The sequence below is a fragment of the Bradyrhizobium cytisi genome, assembly GCF_008123515.1.
GTDB classification, from domain to species: Bacteria; Pseudomonadota; Alphaproteobacteria; order Rhizobiales; family Xanthobacteraceae; genus Bradyrhizobium; species Bradyrhizobium cytisi.
This window is the reverse complement of sequence record NZ_VSSR01000042.1, coordinates 352,801-370,458: the sequence shown is the minus strand read 5'-3', so window position 1 is coordinate 370,458 and position 17,658 is coordinate 352,801. Positions and strand designations below refer to the sequence as shown.

Annotated in this window: 14 protein-coding genes and 2 pseudogenes; 7 read left to right on the top strand and 9 right to left on the bottom strand. The window is 63.4% G+C overall.

The features are described from left to right. Positions 1-15: 15 nt before the first annotated feature. The 3 genes from gyrA to FXB38_RS26205 form a co-directional block, all read right to left on the bottom strand. Positions 16-2,748, bottom strand: a complete 2,733-nt coding sequence (gene gyrA, locus FXB38_RS26215) for a DNA gyrase subunit A (RefSeq protein WP_148753810.1) — start codon at positions 2,746-2,748, stop codon at positions 16-18. Positions 2,749-2,916: 168 nt separating this feature from the next. Further along, a complete protein-coding gene (locus tag FXB38_RS26210; protein WP_148753809.1) occupies positions 2,917-3,315 on the bottom strand; it encodes a DUF2306 domain-containing protein in 399 nt (132 codons plus the stop codon). Between the two features lie 30 nt (positions 3,316-3,345). Then, positions 3,346-3,843, bottom strand: a complete 498-nt coding sequence (locus FXB38_RS26205; protein ID WP_148753808.1) for a single-stranded DNA-binding protein — start codon at positions 3,841-3,843, stop codon at positions 3,346-3,348. A gap of 434 nt (positions 3,844-4,277) precedes the next feature. On the opposite strand from FXB38_RS26205, the gene FXB38_RS26200 reads away from it, so the two are divergent. The 4 genes from FXB38_RS26200 (at position 4,278) to FXB38_RS26185 (ending at position 9,605) form a co-directional block, all read left to right on the top strand. Further along, positions 4,278-5,045, top strand: coding sequence for an outer membrane protein (locus FXB38_RS26200; protein WP_148753807.1), 768 nt, complete (start codon positions 4,278-4,280; stop codon positions 5,043-5,045). Positions 5,046-5,282: 237 nt separating this feature from the next. Further along, positions 5,283-5,972: an outer membrane protein gene (locus tag FXB38_RS26195; RefSeq protein ID WP_148753806.1), complete on the top strand. Its 690-nt coding sequence runs from the start codon at positions 5,283-5,285 to the stop codon at positions 5,970-5,972. 267 nt (positions 5,973-6,239) lie between these two features. Next, entirely contained in the window at positions 6,240-9,227 is a 2,988-nt protein-coding gene (gene uvrA / locus FXB38_RS26190) for an excinuclease ABC subunit UvrA (RefSeq protein WP_148753805.1), read from the top strand. A gap of 48 nt (positions 9,228-9,275) precedes the next feature. Continuing rightward, positions 9,276-9,605, top strand: a complete 330-nt coding sequence (locus FXB38_RS26185) for a hypothetical protein (RefSeq protein WP_148753804.1) — start codon at positions 9,276-9,278, stop codon at positions 9,603-9,605. Between the two features lie 6 nt (positions 9,606-9,611). On the opposite strand, the gene FXB38_RS26180 is transcribed toward FXB38_RS26185, so the two are convergent. Further along, positions 9,612-9,947, bottom strand: coding sequence for a DUF5615 family PIN-like protein (locus FXB38_RS26180; protein WP_148753803.1), 336 nt, complete (start codon positions 9,945-9,947; stop codon positions 9,612-9,614). A gap of 1 nt (position 9,948) precedes the next feature. Then, a complete protein-coding gene (locus FXB38_RS26175) occupies positions 9,949-10,176 on the bottom strand; it encodes a DUF433 domain-containing protein (RefSeq protein WP_148753802.1) in 228 nt (75 codons plus the stop codon). Between the two features lie 98 nt (positions 10,177-10,274). Here FXB38_RS26175 and FXB38_RS26170 point away from each other — a divergent pair, with 98 nt between their 5' ends. After that, positions 10,275-10,916, top strand: a complete 642-nt coding sequence (locus FXB38_RS26170; RefSeq protein ID WP_148753801.1) for an HAD-IA family hydrolase — start codon at positions 10,275-10,277, stop codon at positions 10,914-10,916. 345 nt (positions 10,917-11,261) lie between these two features. Then, positions 11,262-11,873 (top strand): annotated as a pseudogene (locus FXB38_RS26165) (nucleoside hydrolase); the annotation flags it as partial. Between the two features lie 8 nt (positions 11,874-11,881). On the opposite strand, the gene FXB38_RS26160 reads toward FXB38_RS26165, so the two are convergent. Both FXB38_RS26160 and FXB38_RS26155 read right to left on the bottom strand, forming a co-directional pair. Beyond that, entirely contained in the window at positions 11,882-12,829 is a 948-nt protein-coding gene (locus FXB38_RS26160) for a YVTN family beta-propeller repeat protein (RefSeq protein WP_148753800.1), read from the bottom strand. Positions 12,830-12,831: 2 nt separating this feature from the next. After that, positions 12,832-13,386, bottom strand: a complete 555-nt coding sequence (locus tag FXB38_RS26155) for an SRPBCC family protein (protein ID WP_148753799.1) — start codon at positions 13,384-13,386, stop codon at positions 12,832-12,834. 959 nt (positions 13,387-14,345) lie between these two features. On the opposite strand from FXB38_RS26155, the gene FXB38_RS26145 reads away from it, so the two are divergent. Then, positions 14,346-16,415, top strand: a complete 2,070-nt coding sequence (locus tag FXB38_RS26145; protein WP_148753798.1) for a DUF1217 domain-containing protein — start codon at positions 14,346-14,348, stop codon at positions 16,413-16,415. A 173-nt stretch (positions 16,416-16,588) separates the two neighbouring features. On the opposite strand, the pseudogene FXB38_RS26135 reads toward FXB38_RS26145, so the two are convergent. Further along, positions 16,589-16,765, bottom strand: a pseudogene (locus tag FXB38_RS26135) (AAA family ATPase); the annotation flags it as partial. A 31-nt stretch (positions 16,766-16,796) separates the two neighbouring features. Continuing rightward, positions 16,797-17,657, bottom strand: coding sequence for a PCC domain-containing protein (locus tag FXB38_RS26130; RefSeq protein ID WP_148753857.1), 861 nt, complete (start codon positions 17,655-17,657; stop codon positions 16,797-16,799). Position 17,658 lies beyond the last annotated feature (1 nt).

Sequence of the window (17,658 nt, the reverse complement as noted above, 5' to 3'; positions counted from 1 at the left end):
CCTATTCGCCACTCGCTATTCCCCATTCGATCCGTTGCCGCTCTCCGCCTCTTCCGTGATGTGCTCGACCGAGACGACGTGCTCATCCTCGGCAGTATCGAACACGATGACACCTTGCGTCGAGCGGCCGGCGATGCGGATGCCTTCAACCGGGCAGCGGATCAGCTGGCCCTTGTCGGTGACCAGCATGATCTGATCGGCATCCTCCACGGGGAAGGACGCGACGAGGTTGCCGTTGCGGTTGTTGACGCTCATGGCGACGATGCCTTTGCCGCCGCGACCCGTGGTGCGGTACTCGTAGGACGAGGTCCGCTTGCCATAGCCATTGACGGAGACGGTGAGCACGACCTGCTCGGCCGCCGACATCTCGATATAGCGCTCCTGCGAGAGCTGGAAGCTGCCGGAGGTCTCCTCGACCTCGGCGTCAACTGCCGGCTCCTCGGCCGCAGCTTCGCCGACAACTGCACGCCGCATTTTCAAGTACGCCGAACGCTCGTCGGAGGACGTCTCGACATGGCGCAGGATCGCCAGCGAGATCACCTTGTCGCCATCGCCAAGCGCAATGCCGCGCACGCCCATCGAGGTGCGCCCGGTGAACACGCGCACGTCGGTGACGGGGAAGCGGATGCACTGGCCGCCGGCGCCGGTCAGCAGCACGTCGTCGCGCTCGGTGCAGATCTGCACGTCGACGATTGCTTCGTTGTCGTCGAGCTTCATCGCGATGATGCCGGAGCGGCGGACGTCGACAAAGTCTGACAGCTTGTTGCGCCGGACGTTGCCGCCGGTGGTCGCGAACATCACGTCGAGGTTGCCCCAGGTCGATTCGTCCTCGGGCAGCGGCATGATGGTGGTGATGCGCTCGCCCTGCTCCAGCGGCAGGATGTTGATCATCGCCTTGCCGCGCGCGTTCGGCGCGGCCACCGGCAGCCGCCAGACCTTCTCCTTGTAGACCTGGCCACGTGACGAGAAGAACAGCACCGGCGTATGCGTGGACGCCACGAACAGGCGGCTGACGAAATCCTCGTCGCGGGTCTGCATGCCGGCGCGGCCCTTGCCGCCGCGGCGCTGCGCCCGATAGGCCGACAGCGGCACGCGCTTGACGTAGCCGGCGTGGGACACGGTCACGACCATGTCCTCGCGCTGGATCAGGTCCTCGTCCTCGACCTCGCCTTCCTGCTCCATGATCACGGTGCGGCGCGGCGTGGCGAACTCCGCCTTCACCTCGGCGAGCTCGGTCTTGATGATCCCCAGCACGCGCTCGCGCGAGCGCAGGATGTCGAGATAGTCGGCGATCTCGCCGGCGAGCTTGTCGAGCTCCTCGCGGATTTCGTCGCGGCCAAGCGCGGTGAGGCGCTGAAGGCGCAGGTCGAGAATGGCCCTCGCCTGTTCCATCGACAGCCGGATCGTGCCGTTCTCGCTGATGCGATGGCGCGGATCGTCGATCAGCGTCAGCATGTCCTCGACGTCCCGGGCCGGCCAGTCGCGCGACATCAGGGTGTCGCGCGCGGTGGTCGGGTCAGGCGAGGTCCGGATGACGCGGATCATCTCGTCGATATTGGCGACCGCAATCGCGAGACCGACCAGGATATGGGCGCGATCGCGTGCCTTGGCGAGCAGGTACTTGGTGCGGCGCGTGACGACCCGCTCACGGAAGTCGACGAAGATGGCCAGCAGGTCCTTCAGATGCATGATCCGCGGACGGCCGCTGTCGAGCGCCACCATGTTGACGCCGAAGCTCGTCTGCAGCGGCGTGAATCTGTAAAGCTGATTGAGCACCACGTCCGGCACGGCGTCGCGCTTCAATTCGATGACGACGCGGTAGCCGTCGCGATCCGATTCATCGCGCAGGTCGCCGATGCCCTCGATCTTCTTTTCCTTGACCAGCTCGGCGATGCGCTCGACCATCGTCGCCTTGTTCACCTGGTAGGGAATCTCGGTGATGATGAGCGCCTCGCGCTCCTTGCGGATGGTCTCGATCGCGACCTTGCCGCGCATGACGATCGAGCCGCGGCCGAGGTGATAGGCGGCGCGGATGCCCGCTCGTCCGAGAATGATGCCGCCGGTCGGGAAATCCGGTCCCGGCACGATGTTGATGAGCTCGTCGATGGTCAGCGCGGGGTTATCGATCAACGCGACGCAGGCGTCGATGACCTCGCCGAGATTATGCGGCGGGATGTTGGTCGCCATGCCGACGGCGATGCCGCCGGCGCCGTTGACGAGAAGGTTCGGGAACTTGGCCGGAAGAACCGACGGCTCGGTCTCGTTGTTGTCGTAGTTCGGCTGGAAGTCGACTGTATCCTTGTCGATATCGGCCAGCAGAGCGAGCGCCGCCTTCGTCAGCCGTGCTTCGGTATAACGGTAGGCCGCCGGGGGATCGCCGTCGACCGAACCGAAATTGCCCTGGCCGTCGATCAGCGGCACGCGCATCGAGAAGTCCTGCGCCATGCGAACCATGGCGTCATAGATCGACTGGTCGCCGTGCGGGTGATACTTACCGATGACGTCGCCGACCACGCGGGCGGACTTGACGTACTTCTTGTCGGGCGTGTGGCCCTGCTCATGCATCGAGTACAGGATGCGGCGATGAACCGGCTTCAAACCGTCGCGGGCATCGGGCAGCGCGCGCGCCACGATCACGCTCATGGCGTAGTCGAGATACGACTTCTTCATCTCCTCGAAGATGGAGACGGGGCGAATATCCGAGCGCTCCGGCTCGTCGCCGGGCTTCTTGTTGTCGTCGTCGGCCAAGGGAGAATCCGGTGAGTTTTTATCTGGGAATCATATAGCGTATCGAGGCTCTGATAACCACTCTTGCGAGCCCTTGGGAAGCGGTTTTTCCGTTTGTTTTTCCAGAGACTTACGCGCTTCTCGCCATCGTCGTCAGTGGCGCCGGAACGAGCCGCCGGGAACCACCAGTTATGCCCCGAAAAACACCTGGTGCATGATGCGCCCGGGCACCAGCGTGAACAGGCCAGCCACGACCAGCGCGCCGGTAAACAGCAGGATCATGATGCGGCGGTGATCGGTCACGCGGTGGGTGTGCGCCCGCCACACCGCGAGCGGCAGCATCACCAGCGTGAAGATCGACAGCAGGTGGATCGGGCCGAACGGCCCGACCATGCGGATCTGGTGGATCCAGAACGAGGACGCGGCCACCACGGCCATCAGCGCCACCCAGATCCAGCCGAATGTCCGATGCGGCAGTGTGCCTTTGGGCGCGGCGAACTGGACGAGACCGAGCACGAAGGCCGCCATCGCCGCGAAGGCATGCAGCGGGATCGCCGGAGCGGCATCGAGCAATGGCGCGAGGCTCATGGGGCGCGTCCTCGCTTGGAGCCGGACGCCTCAGAACGGGATATCGTCGTCCATGTCGTTGCGGCCACCACCGCCGCCGGCGGCAACCGGGCGGCGCGGTGCGCTGCTGACGGGACCGGAGGAACCGAAATCGCCGCCCGGCTCGTCGCCGAAGCTGCCACCTCCCCCGCCACCGCTGCGGCCGTCCAGCATCGTCAGCGTCGAGTTGAAGCCCTGCAGCACGACTTCGGTGGAGTACTTCTCGACGCCGGCCTGATCGGTCCATTTGCGGGTCTGGAGCGCGCCCTCGATGTAAACCTTGGCGCCCTTCTTCAGGTACTGCTCGGCGACCTTGCAGAGCCCTTCATTGAAGATCACGACGCGATGCCACTCGGTCTTTTCCTTGCGCTCGCCGCTGTTCTTGTCGCGCCAGGTCTCCGAGGTGGCGATGCTCAAATTCGCGATCGGCCGCCCGTCCTGGGTGCGGCGGATTTCCGGATCCTTGCCGAGATTTCCGACCAGAATGACCTTGTTGACGCTTCCCGCCATCGCCGCTCTCCACTCCGAATGCCGCTGAATTTAAAAGGCGCGCCCGCACTGCCGCCTGTTGGGCCGACCCTATACGCTTACGAGCGCCGATCGACCCGCCGCGCCCTTGGTTATCCCCACATATAGCATCAGCCGAGCATCTGTTCCAGATTTGTTCCTGCGGAATTTGACCCCCGAACACGCGCGCACGCCGCTACACCGGCCCGCTATTCATCCTGCGATGAATTGGAACCCTGCCGAGTTCCGTCAGGGCATGAAAAGCGCTTAACATTCATCAAGTTAGGTGCACTTCAATTGACCCATGACTGTTGCATTCCGGCGACGGACTCGACCTCCAGATCGCACTACGGTTGCCTCGGAATTGGTTCTTATGGGCGTCGCGCCTGATTGAACGCTTCGGGATTATTGAAGCGGACGACACTGGGGAGACTGCAATGAAGAAAATTCTGTTTGGCACAATTGGTATCGTTGCGTTGGGCCTGTCTGCACCGGCGAGCGCTGCCGATCTAGCGGCGCGTCCCTACACCAAGGCGCCGCCGCCGGTGGCCGCCGCCATCTACGACTGGAGCGGCTTCTACATCGGCATCAACGGCGGTGGCGGCTCGAGCCACAAATGCTGGGACAGCGTCGTCTTCGGCGGCGGCGCGCTCGTGGGCGGCGAAGGTTGCCACAACGCCACCGGCGGCACGGTCGGCGGCCAGGTCGGCTATCGCTGGCAATCCGCCAACTGGGTGTTCGGCCTCGAAGGCCAGGGCAACTGGGCCGACTTCTCCGGCGACAATGTCAGCGTTCTCTTCCCGGCCCAGCGCAACCGCTCGAAGATCGACGCCTTCGGCCTGTTCACGGGTCAAGTCGGCTATGCCTGGAACAATGTGCTGTTCTACGTGAAGGGCGGCGGTGCCGTGGTCGCCGACAAGTTCAACGTCTACACCGCGCCCGGCTTCGTCGGCGCTGGCGCTCTGCTCGCGTCCACCAGCGATACCCGCTGGGGCGGCACGGTCGGCGCCGGCCTGGAGTTCGGCTTCGCCCAGAACTGGTCGGTGGGCGTCGAGTACGACCACATCTTCCTGGGCAATCGGACGCTTACCCTCAATGCACCTGGGGGCATTGCATTCCAGACCGACCGCATCAGCCAGAATGTGGATATGGGTCTTGTCCGCCTGAACTATCGCTTTGGCGGCCCGATCGTCGCAAAATACTGATATCCGCTGATTTCATTGGGAGATGGAAGGCCGGCCTCGCGCCGGCCTTTTTTGCTGCGAGTTCCCCCGGAGGGAACTATAGGTCAGCGGCAGTTACATTTTGCATCTGTTGTGACTTTTGAGAGTCACAACTTGCGGCTTCAATGATGTAAGCCGACCCAAGTTGGACAACAGCGTCCGATGCTGCTTCCGACGCACGGAAGCTCAAAACAGAAACTGGGACTGGGATTGTTGAATATGAAGAAGATTTTGTTGGCTTCGGCCTGTCTGCTCGCCCTCACTGGCGCCGCTTCGGCTGCCGATCTGGCGGCTCGGCCCTACACCAAGGCTCCGGTCGCCGTGGCCTCGGTCTACAACTGGACCGGCTTCTACCTCGGTATCGTCGGTGGCGGCGCTTGGGAAGCCGCCTCTGGTGACCCGAAGATGAAGGGTGGCTTCGTTGGCGGCACCGCCGGCTACAACTGGCAGGCCGGCAACGTCGTGTTCGGCATCGAGGCCGATGGCGCCTGGGCTGACGTCAGCGCTACGGCGACCGGCGCGACCCTCGTCCCCGGCTTCGGCGTCGTGACCGCGACCGCCAGCTCGAAGACCGACGCGATGGGCACCGTTCGCGGCCGCATCGGCTACGCCGTCAATAACGTCCTGTTCTACGGCACGGGCGGCTACGCCTGGATCGACAACAAGATCACCCTCTCCGCACTCGGCCTGACCGCGTCGGACAGCAAGTGGCACTCCGGCTGGACCGTCGGCGCCGGTGTCGAAGCCTTCTTCGCGCCGCAGTGGTCGGTCAAGGGCGAGTACCTCTATCGCAGCCTCGGCGGCGAGAGCTACTTCTCGGGCACCCTGCCCACCGGCACGCTCAACTTCCACACCGTGCAGGTCGGCGTGAACTATCACTTCGGGCGCCCGGTGGTCGCGAAGTACTGATCTTCGCCACCGACGTCACATCGTCACGAAAGGCCGGCCTTCCGCCGGCCTTTTTGTTTTACGCGGAGCGCTCGGCGGGGCTCCTGCTGCCAAGTCCCGCCAGCGCGCCAACAATCCGTTGACGATTCGCAAAGTCCACTGGAAATCCGTCTCCGTTCTTCCTACGTTCGCCGGCACACCCATCGGCGCCGATCCCGGTTCCGGGCGAAGCGCGCCTTTTAGGTCGGCGCGATCGCGCACCTTTGGGATTCCTTGAGGGCAACTTGGATGGATGAAGTGATCAAGGCGAAGCGCCAACAGCAGACCGCGGGCTCGAGTCTGCGCGCAATTACGATCCGTGGCGCGCGCGAGCACAACCTCAAGAACATCGACGTCGAGATTCCCCGCGACAAGCTTGTGGTGTTCACCGGCCTCTCCGGCTCCGGCAAGTCCTCGCTCGCCTTCGACACCATCTACGCGGAAGGCCAGCGCCGCTATGTCGAGTCGCTCTCGGCCTATGCCCGCCAGTTCCTGGAGATGATGCAGAAGCCTGACGTCGACCAGATCGACGGCCTGTCACCAGCGATCTCGATCGAGCAGAAGACGACCTCGAAGAATCCGCGCTCGACCGTCGGCACGGTGACCGAGATCTACGACTACATGCGCCTGCTCTGGGCCCGCGTCGGCGTGCCCTATTCGCCCGCCACCGGACTTCCGATCGAGAGCCAGACCGTCTCGCAGATGGTCGACCGCGTGCTGGCGCTGCCCGAAGGCACCCGCCTCTATCTGCTCGCGCCGGTCGTGCGCGGCCGCAAGGGCGAGTACCGCAAGGAGCTCGCCGAATGGCTCAAGAAGGGCTTTCAGCGCGTCAAGATCGACGGCACCTTCTACGAGCTTGCGGAAGCGCCTGTTCTCGACAAGAAATTCCCACACGACATCGACGTCGTGGTCGACCGCATCGTGGTGCGCGCCGACATCGGCCAGCGCCTCGCCGAAAGTTTTGAGACCGCGCTGAAGCTCGCCGAGGGCCTTGCCGTGGTCGAGTATGCCGATACACCGGCTGCTGCCGCGCCTGCCGAAGAGAAAGAGAAGAAGAAGACCGCAAAGATCCATGACAAGAGCGGGCCCGAGCGCATCCTGTTCTCGGAGAAATTCGCCTGCCCTGTCTCCGGCTTCACCATTCCCGAGATCGAGCCGCGCCTGTTCTCGTTCAACAATCCCTACGGCGCGTGCCCGGCCTGCGGCGGCCTCGGCGTCGAGCAGCATGTCGACGAGGACCTCGTCATCCCCGACAAGGAGCTCGCGATTGGCAAGGGCGCGATCGCGCCCTGGGCCAAATCGTCGTCGCCCTACTACACGCAGACGCTGACCGCGCTCGGCAAGCACTACAAGTTCACGCTGACCGCCAAATGGAAGGATCTGCCGAAGAAGACGCAGAACGCGATCCTCCATGGCTCCGGCGAGGACGAGATCAAGTTCTCCTACGAGGATGGCGTCCGCTCCTACGACACCAAGAAGCCGTTCGAAGGCGTCATCACCAACATCAACCGCCGCTATCGCGAAACGGAGAGCGAGTGGGCCCGCGAGGAGCTCTCGAAATATTTCCACGATGTGCCCTGCGGCGCCTGCACCGGTTTCCGGCTGAAGCCCGAGGCGCTTTGCGTCAAGATCGGCGGCAAGCATATCGGCGAGATCTCGGAGCTGTCGGTCAAGGGCGCCGGCGCCTGGTTCGAGACCGTGCCTGAGGCGCTGAACGCGCAGCAGAACGAGATCGCCGGCCGCATCCTCAAGGAGATCCGCGAGCGCCTCACCTTCCTGCTCGACGTCGGCCTCAACTACCTCACCCTCTCCCGCTCCTCCGGCACGCTGTCCGGCGGCGAGAGCCAGCGCATCCGCCTCGCCTCGCAGATCGGCTCGGGGCTGACGGGCGTGCTCTACGTGCTGGACGAGCCCTCGATCGGCCTGCACCAGCGCGACAACGCCCGTCTGCTCGACACGCTCAAGCGGCTCCGCGACCTCGGCAACACCGTGATCGTCGTCGAGCATGACGAGGACGCGATCCTGCTCGCCGACCACGTGCTCGACATCGGCCCCGGCGCCGGCATGCATGGCGGCCACATCATCGCCGAAGGCACGCCCGCCGAGATCATGCGTAACCCGAAATCACTCACCGGCAAATACCTCACCGGCGAGCTCGAGGTCGAGGTGCCGGAGCGGCGTCCGCCGAACCATCGCCGCACCATCAAGGTGGTGAACGCGCGCGGCAATAACCTGAAGAACGTCACGGCCGAGATTCCGCTTGGCCTGTTCACCGCGGTCACCGGCGTCTCCGGCGGCGGCAAGTCGACGCTGCTGATCGACACGCTCTACAAGGCCATCGCGCGCAAGCTGAACAACGCCAGCGAAGGCGCCGCGCCGCATGATCGCATCGAGGGCCTCGAGCATATCGACAAGATCATCGACATCGACCAGTCGCCGATCGGCCGCACCCCGCGCTCGAATCCGGCGACCTATACCGGCGCCTTCACACCGATCCGCGAGTGGTTCGCAGGGCTCCCCGAAGCGAAAGCGCGCGGCTACGAGCCCGGCCGCTTCTCCTTCAACGTCAAGGGCGGCCGCTGCGAGGCCTGCCAGGGCGACGGCGTCATCAAGATCGAGATGCACTTCCTGCCCGACGTCTACGTCACCTGCGACGTCTGCAAGGGCAAACGCTACAACCGCGAGACGCTGGAGGTCCTGTTCAAGGGCAAGAGCATCGCCGACGTGCTCGACATGACCGTCGAGGAAGCGGCCGAGTTCTTCAAGGCGGTGCCGCGCGTGCGCGAGACCTTCCAGACCCTGCACCGGGTCGGCCTCGACTACATCCATGTCGGCCAGCAGGCCACCACGCTGTCCGGCGGCGAAGCCCAGCGCGTCAAGCTGGCAAAGGAGCTGTCCAAGCGCGCCACCGGCCGTACGCTCTACATCCTCGACGAGCCCACCACCGGCCTGCACTTCCACGACGTCAAGAAGCTGCTGGAGGTGCTGCACGAGCTGGTCGCGCAGGGCAACACGGTCGTCGTCATCGAGCACAATCTCGAAGTCATCAAGACCGCCGACTGGGTCATCGACCTCGGCCCCGAAGGCGGCGACGGCGGCGGCGAGATCGTGGCTTGGGGCCCACCGGAGGACATTGCGAAGGCACCGCGGAGCTACACAGGGAAATTCCTGGCGCCGGTGCTGGAGAAGGCGCGGAAGCCGAAGCGGAGGCGGACGGCGAGCGAGGCGGCGGAGTAGATCCGCCGCTTTCGACGACCGGGATCAAGCTACCGTGGAGTGATCTCCATGCCGAGCCCGAGCCAAACCTATACGCTCTTTCGCAACGCTATCCTCGCTGAACAGCAGGTCACCTGCGTCTATGAGGGCCGCCATCGCGAGCTCTGCCCGCATATCATCGGCACCGACAAACGCGGTGAGGAGGCCGTGCTGGCTTGGCAGTTCGCCGGCGAGAGCGGGGGTCCGCTGCCTCAATGGCGATGCCTGAAACTGGCCAATGTCAGCGACGCTCGGGCGCGCAATGGTCGCTGGCACGAAGGCGGCTCCCACCGCACGACTCAGACCTGCGTTGGCAATATCGATCTCGACATCAATGTTCACGTCCGCAAGCAGCGGTGAGCCTTGCTAACTGCCGACGAATTCAGTGACTGCCTCACCCCGTTCAACCGCTTCACCAATTTGCGGCATGGCGCTCAGAAACTGACGGAACAAGGCGCGATTGTCGATGTTGCCGCCCCGGACCCACAGCACGACCGGTCCCTGCTTTTTTGCTGCACGTAAAAGTGAGAAGTCGCGGTCCTTGGTCACGAGAACGGCCGATCGAGAAACGGCTTCGTTCCAGATTGTCCCGTCGGTCGCGTTTGCCAACCCGAACTCGGCCACATGAGCCGCATCGTACCCGGCGCGACGCATGGCTTCCGCGAGTGCAGGGGGAAGCTGAGCGACGATCAGGTAAGGCAAGCTATTTGGCCGCTATGATCGGGTGATCAACCTGACGCGCAGCATAGGCGAGCACTGCGTCGATATCCGCCTCTTCCAGATACGGATAATCCTCGAGGATGCTCTCGCGCGACTGTCCAGCTGACAACAATCCCAGAACGTCGGCAACAGTGATGCGCAGATCGCGAATGCACGGGCGTCCGTGCATCCGCTCCGGATTGACCGTAATTCTTGCCAGTAGCTCCGACATCTGTCACCTCTATACAATCGATATAGTATCTCCGATTGCATCTGTCAGTGCGTCACCAGCGAGCGCGATGCCAGTCTGCCAAGCACCTCCCTCCCCCCATGCCCTACTCCCTCGCCATCTTCGACCTCGACGGCACGCTCGTCGACAGCTTCCCGTGGTTCCTGCGCACCATCAACGACGTCGCCGACCGCTTCGGCTTTCGGCGTGTCAGGGATGAAGATGTCGAGGGGCTGCGGCACGCGTCGACTCGCGAGATCCTCAGCCGGCTCGAGGTGCCCCTATGGAAGCTGCCTGCGATCGCGCGCTATGCGCGGCGGCTGAAGGGCGAAGCGACGGCGGAGATTTCGCTGTTTGCGGGGGCCAAGGCGATGCTGCGGACGCTGACCGAGAACGGCGTGCAGCTCGCGCTGGTGACGTCGGATAGTGAGGTCAATGCGCGGGCGAAGCTTGGCGAGGCAGCCACGCTGTTCTCTCATTTCGATTGCGCGGCTTCGGTGTTCGGCAAGCCCGCGAAATTCCGCAGCGTCGTCCGGCGCGCTGGCCTAGAGCCGGGCAAGGTCATTTCGATTGGCGATGAGGTCCGCGACATCGAGGCTGCGCGAGCCGTGGGCATTGCCTGCGGTGCGGTCAGCTGGGGCTATGCTGCGCCGGCCGCGCTGCAGGCGCTTGCGCCCGATTACATGTTCGCGCACATGGATGAGATCGCGGATGCGATCTGCCGGACGCCGGCAAAAGCCTGATAGGCAGTCGCCACGCCCCAAGGAGACGGTGATGACACTCACGGACGCGGCTCGCCTCAAACTCCTTACCCCACCGGTTGGCCGGTTGCGTGTCGTGCTCGACACAGACACCTATAACGAGATCGACGATCAGTTCGCGCTGGTGCAGATGCTGCTGTCGCCGGAGCGTTTTGACGTCGAGGCGATCTACGCCGCGCCGTTCTTCAATGCACGTGCGGACAGTCCCGGCCACGGCATGGAGCTGAGCTATCAGGAAATCTTGCGCCTGCTGGAGCGCCTGAACGTCGCGCCGGATGGCCTGGTCATCGCGGCGTCACCGACTATGTCGGCCCAACCAAGACGGCACGGACGGCGCCCGCCGTCGACGATCTCATCGTTCGGGCCCGCGCAGGCTCGCCTGACAATCCGCTGTATGTCATTGCCATCGGCGCCATCAGCAACGTTGCCTCCGCACTGCTCAGGGCGCCCGATATCATCGACCGGATAGTGGTGGCCTGGCTCGGCGGCCATGCGTTGGAATGGCCGCATACGGTCGAGTTCAACCTGAAGCAGGACGTCGGCGGCGCCCAGGTGCTGCTCGACAGCGGCGTGCCGCTTGTGCTCGTCCCGTGCATGGGCGTGACCTCGCGCCTGCACAGCACGGTGCCGGAGATCGAGCGCTACGTTGAACCGCACGGCAGCATCGGCGCGTTCCTCGCTCAGAGGTTCAAGGAGTATTCGTCGGATCACATGGGCTGGGCCAAGGAGATCTGGGACATGGCGCCGGTCGGCTGGCTGCTCAATCCCGTGTGGGCGCCGAGCGTGATCGTCCCGGCCCCGGTTCTCACGGAGCAGATGACCTGGAGTGTCGACCGCCGGCGCCATCCGATCCGCTACGTGACTTATGTGGATCGCAACCCGATCCTGAGGGATTTTTTCGTGAAGCTGCGGGACTTCGCCGCGTCGCAAATACCGTAGTCAGTCCCCTACTCCGTCCTCCGCAAAAACGCCCCGAATGCGCGCGGGCCATCGCCGGTCTTGACCTCGCCGATTACCTTCAGCTCGGCCGCATCGATGATATCGAGCGTGTTGCTCTCCCAGCAGGCGACGATGATGCGCTTGCCGTCGGCAGTGGCATTGATGCCTTCGGGATAGTCGCCGACATTGATGCGCTTGACCGGCTTCAGCGTCGCCACATCGAACACGCTCACCGTGCCGCCATACTGGTCGGTGACGAAGCCGCGGCCGAGCGTCAGCGCCACCGCATAGGGGCGCATCCCGACCGGCACGCGGCTAATCTCGCTGCCGGCGGCGATGTCGATCACCGAGACGTCGTTGGAGCCGACATTGGCGGTGTAGGCGCGCTTGCCCTCGGCATCGATGGTGACGCCGAACGGACGGGTGCCAACCTTGATGACCGCCTTGCGCTCGCGCGTCGCGGTGTCCACCACCGAGACGCTGTCGTCGTCGCGGTCCGCCGAGAGTAGCAGCTTGCCGTCCGGCGTCACCGCGAGCCCCGACGGCGAGGCGCCGACCGCGATGCTGGCGGTCACGCTGCGCGACGCCGCATCGATCACCCGCACCGCGGCCGCATACCAGTCGGCGACATAGACCGTCTTGCCGTCGGGCGCGACCGCAATGCCCAGCGGCCCGCCGCCGACCTCGATCCGCCCCGAGATCTGCCGCGTTGCGGCGTCCACCACCGTTACCACCTTTGCATCCGGGCTCGTGACATAGGCAAAGCGGCCGTCCGCGGTGACGGCCACGCCGGCGGGCTTGCCACCGATCGGGATAGTCGCGACCGCGCGCGACGTGGCAAGGTCCACGACCATCAGATCGTCGCTGAGCTGGTTGGTGACGAACGCCTCTTCGGCGGATGCGCCACTGACGCAGCCAAGACTGGTGGCGAGCGCCGCCAGGACCAGGACCCGCACGGTCAGGTTCCGCTCTCGATCTTCTTCTTCAGCGCTTCGAGGCCGGTCTGATAAAGCCCCTTCACCGCCTTCACCGAGGCCTCGTCACTCAGCTCCGGCGGCGGATCGTTGTTGGGAAAGCCGCGGTAGAACGCGCCGGCCCATTCCAGCGTCGCCCCCTTGCCGTCGGCGCTCGGCGTCACCGTCAGCGTCGAGGAGTAGTTGTTGACCGGCAAAACCTTCACGTCGACGGCGGTGATCCGGTAGGAATAGGTCATGGCGGCTGCGTCGAACTTGTAGAGCTCCTCGTCGACGATGCCGCCGCCGGTCAGCGTCAGCCGCCGCGTCGCGCCGATCTCGTTGCCCTTCTCGCCCTCGGTCTTGGTCACCGGCGCGAGCCAGCTCATGTCCTGGAAATTGCCGATCACCGCCCAGACCTTGGCCGGGGCTGCATTGATCTCGATGGATTCCCGCACCTTCTGTCGCGTCGGCCCGTGCGCCCAGGCTGCGGACAAAACCATTCCCGCCACTGCAAGCACCGCCACCCCGGCGATCGCATGACCGATCGTCTTCCTCATCTCGTTTCCTCACCCTTTGACCATGCGCGACTTGAAGCGCGCTGAAGCCATGGTAACGCATTTTCGGGCAGTGGGGAGACCGCTTCGTGGCCTCGGCGTGGCGGGCGCGCTGCTCGCGAGCCACAAGCCCTTGCGCTACCCGTCGGGCAAAACACGCGAGATGATGGTCAACGTGCTCAGAGCAAAATAATTCGCTTACGCGAATTCGGAAATGCATCATATTCCAGCCATCCCAACCCGGCCGAGGGGCGCTCGCGATCGTCACGAACGCGGGATGGGACGTGGTGGACGCGGGTCATATCGGCGCGAAGGGTTTTGCAGGGCGGGCAACCGTGAGCGAAGGCCTCGCGCACACGACCGGTGTGATCGGCGTACGGCAAAATCGTGTGGTCCTGGCGCCCGGAGCCTGTGCGTCAAGGCTTGCGGTGATGCGTTGTGTCCAACCGGGCCTTCGCATCAGCCATCCGCAGGGCGACGGGGGCAATAGTGCATCGCTCCCCGGGGAGAGCACGACATAAGCCGTCAAACCACTGCGCAGGGAAGGCCGGATGTCTCGGCTTCACCTGTATGCCGCTGTGCAGCTTTTCGTAGCGCAAATTCGCACAGTGGACCGCGGGTGCCAGCCGGCACCCGGTCTTCCCTGCGCCCTCGGCACTTTCGAGGGCGGCAACGGCCGCAAAGCTTGGGCACGATGTGCCGCGAGGACGTGAAAGCGTGTCCGCAATTGCAGATTCCAATGGGACGATGAAGCTTACTCACGTTTTGCTTGCGGGAGGCTTGCGGGAGCGATCCATACGATGCGGCACTTGGACGCAAAATCGTACCTGAGGTTGTCGTTCAGAATCGCAGCAATGAATTGTAACAATGTTTCTGTCTGCTGGCATGAGGCCAGTTCCTGCCTTGCGACCCGGCAATGATTGACGGACGTCCAGGAGCCGCCGAGCCGTCAGGAATTCCCCATGGTGTCCACCTATTTTGGCTACAGCTACGTCACGCGCAATCTCGCACAGACCCTGACGCGGGTGGCGCAGCAATCGGACGTATCGAGCGATGCCGCCTACTACAAGGCCAACATCGGCAAGGTGCACACCGTAGACGATCTGATGAATGACTATCGCCTGTATCATTACGTCACGAAAGCCTATGGCCTGGAAGACATGGCCTACGCCAAAGCTTTCCTGAAGAAAGTGCTGCAGAGCAATCTCTCGGACTCAAAGAGCTTTGCCAACACGCTGATCGACAAGCGCTACCGGGATTTTGCCGCGGCATTTTCCTTCGGTGGCGGTGAAACGAAGGTTGCGCAATCAGACAGCCAGACCGACGACATCATCGGGCTGTACACGGCAGCCATGAAGAGCAACGTCGATGCAGTTGCCGCCGATACGAAATACTACAACGCCACGATCGGCACGGTGACCAGCGCCGACCAGCTTCTCAACGACGACCGTCTTCGCAACTATGTCGCTTCGGCATTCGGGATCGATCAAAGCAAGTGGCCGCGTGATACGATCAAGCAGGTCTTGTCCAGCGATCCATCCGATCCGAACAGCTACGTCAATGTCACCTTCTCGTCTCAGCTGAATGGCCTGAACGCCCAGCTTGCTCAAGCCAAATCGGATGCAACTGACGCCAGCTCGAAGATTGCCGGCTACACGACGCAACTGTCGCAGCCCGGCGCTGACGTCAATCAACTGAACGTGCAGATATTGGTCGAAAGATATCGCCTGCAGACCGCCGTGAGCAGCATATCCAGCACCAACGACGCCATCGCGACGACCGGCCACTTCATGGATCTGGCCGGCGCGTTCGCGTTTTCCGCCGACGGGTCGCTTCCAGCGGATACACCTGCGCAGACCGCAGCAAACCTCGCAAGCACGAACCAGAGCTTCGACGACAGCAAGTCGGCGGTCTACTCGGCGGCAAGCCCGTTGCAGGAAGCTCTGGTCATCGCACAATTCAGAAAATTTATCCCCAATGTAACTTCGCTCCAGACGCTGGTGTCCACACCAGGCGCGTATAATTTTTCGCTGGCGGCCGTCGGCCTCGATCCTACACAGGTCCCACAGTCCACCGTGAAGGCCGTTCTCGAAAGCGACCTCAACGACCCCAAGAGCTACGTCTATTCGCTCAAGGACGATCGATACGTCAAGCTCGCGCGCGCGTTCAATTTCGACGCAAAGGGCAATCTGACGACACCCCTCGCGGCTCAGGATTCGGCCGAAGTCCTCGATATCGCCAAGGACTACATCATTGCGAAAATAAAGTTCGCAAATGCGCAGGACCAGGCGAAGATCAAGGCTCAAGCTCAGAAAGATGCGACGGACTATCAACAGTCGATAGGCGGCATCGACAGCGTTTCCGACCTGCTCGCCAACAGGAAGATGGTGGACTTCATTCTTGTCGCCAAGGGTCTGGACCCTGCGAAAGTGACCACCGCGTACCTCAAGAAAATCTTCGGCTCTGATCTGAGCGATCCCAAGAGCTTCGCCAACACCGAGAGCGACCCGCGTTTTGCCGAGATCGCGGCGTCGTTCAATTTCGACAAAGCGGGCAACGTCGCGCGTCTTCCCATGCTGGGTCCGCAAAAGCGCGATCAATATCTGGCAACGCAAAAGAACTATCTCGAGCAAAGCCTGGAACAGCAGCAGGGGGATACGAATCCTGGCGTGCGTCTGGCACTGTATTTCCAGCGCATGGCGGGACACATCACGTCCGCCTACGACATCCTTGCCGACAAGGCTCTTTCGGAGGTGTTTCGAACCACCTTCGATTTGCCTGATCAGATGGCTTCGATGCAGATCGATCAACAAGCCAAGATCGTGGAAAAATACCTCAATCTCAAAGATCTCGGAGATCCCACGAAAGTTGCAAAGCTTCTGAGCCGCTTCTCGGCCATGTACGACGCGAGGAACGCCAGTCAGACGTACTCGCCCGTGCTCGACCTCTTTCAAGGATCGAGCTCGGGGACATCAGGCTTCAGTGAATCGACATATCTGGCCATGGCGAAAATGCGCGCCAGCCCGTGGTGATCGGTGGACGTAGCCGCGATTTCAAGCGCCAATGGAAGGACCAAGCAGGTACTACAAGCCGTCATTGCGAGCGCAGCGAAGCAATCCAGACTGTCGCCGCGGAGGGATCCTGGATTGCTTCGCTGCGCTCGCAATGACGATTGAGAGAGCATTTGTTGATTGCGCCCCCTCGCCTATTCCGCCAGCGTCGCCTCGACGAAGCCGCGCGGATCGGCGCAAAACTCCCGCATGACCCGGTAGTGATCGGTCTGCTCGACCGTTGTCGGCTCCAGTCCGTATTTGCCGAGCCGCAGCAGCTGCGCATTGGGATAGGCCATGAGCAGCGGCGCGTGGGTCGCCATGATCATCTGCCTGCAGGATACTGCAAGCTTCGATCGTACCCTACCCCAAGACCTCCAGCACCAGCTCCATGGTCATCAGCACGGGATTGTCGCCGCGGATCAGACGCCCCTCGGCGATACCGCCGGTATAGTCGATCAGGGCGACGTCGAGCGCCGCTTCCAACGCGCCGGACGCACCGGATGCAATCGTCCCGGCGGTTATCGCCAGCTCCGTGGCAAACGGCTCGGTCACGCCGCCATGGGTGAAGCGCGCGCCGATGGTCGAGCCGACACCGCCGTGGATCTTCGCACGTGCAATGCCGTGCGTCTTGCAGAAGGCCTCGAGGCAGAAGGCAAAATCCTGGTTGGGGCGCAGCCGCAGCGCAAAGGCGCGGCTGGTCGTGCGCGCACCGGAGCTTGCGGCCACGACCGGCCCGAACAGCTTGAAATTGGTCTCGGGGTCGGGCTCAGCGGTGAACGTCGTACCGTCGATGCCGAAGGCCTCGACCTCGAACGGCTCTGCGACAACAGTCTCGTCCGGCAGCATGTGGCCGCCGCTCGCCCTGCCATCCGCCTCGGTCCACAGCCCGTGGCAATGAAAGAACGGCGCACCGTCGCGCTTGCCGAGCGTCATGCTGCCGAGCCTGGTGCGCGTCACGCCCGCGGGCCGATACGTGTCGCTGTAGAACGCCGCATTCTCGCCGGTCTTCGACAGCGCCGGCATGACATAGCCGAACGGCCCCAGCGCGCCTCGGCCGAAATTCAGCACGCCACTCGCAAACCCTTCCGCGGCAAAACCGCGGCGCGCAGCTTCGAGCAGCGGAAGGCCGGCTGGAAGCGTGAACGAAAAGGAGCGCCCCCTCGCCTCCACCCACTGGATACGCTCGGTGACGGGCGCGCCCGGCTGCTTGATAGTCCGCATC

Bases quoted from the DNA above. Each gene is read 5' to 3' on its own strand.
- FXB38_RS26200 (WP_148753807.1), top strand. From the start codon at position 4,278: ATGAAGAAAATTCTGTTTGGCACAATTGGTATCGTTGCGTTGGGCCTG.
- FXB38_RS26170 (WP_148753801.1), top strand. From the start codon at position 10,275: ATGCCCTACTCCCTCGCCATCTTCGACCTCGACGGCACGCTCGTCGAC.
- uvrA (WP_148753805.1), top strand. From the start codon at position 6,240: ATGGATGAAGTGATCAAGGCGAAGCGCCAACAGCAGACCGCGGGCTCG.
- FXB38_RS26185 (WP_148753804.1), top strand. From the start codon at position 9,276: ATGCCGAGCCCGAGCCAAACCTATACGCTCTTTCGCAACGCTATCCTC.
- FXB38_RS26130 (WP_148753857.1), bottom strand. From the start codon at position 17,657: ATGCGGACTATCAAGCAGCCGGGCGCGCCCGTCACCGAGCGTATCCAG.
- FXB38_RS26155 (WP_148753799.1), bottom strand. From the start codon at position 13,386: ATGAGGAAGACGATCGGTCATGCGATCGCCGGGGTGGCGGTGCTTGCA.
- FXB38_RS26175 (WP_148753802.1), bottom strand. From the start codon at position 10,176: ATGTCGGAGCTACTGGCAAGAATTACGGTCAATCCGGAGCGGATGCAC.
- FXB38_RS26195 (WP_148753806.1), top strand. From the start codon at position 5,283: ATGAAGAAGATTTTGTTGGCTTCGGCCTGTCTGCTCGCCCTCACTGGC.
- FXB38_RS26210 (WP_148753809.1), bottom strand. From the start codon at position 3,315: ATGAGCCTCGCGCCATTGCTCGATGCCGCTCCGGCGATCCCGCTGCAT.
- FXB38_RS26205 (WP_148753808.1), bottom strand. From the start codon at position 3,843: ATGGCGGGAAGCGTCAACAAGGTCATTCTGGTCGGAAATCTCGGCAAG.
- FXB38_RS26145 (WP_148753798.1), top strand. From the start codon at position 14,346: ATGGTGTCCACCTATTTTGGCTACAGCTACGTCACGCGCAATCTCGCA.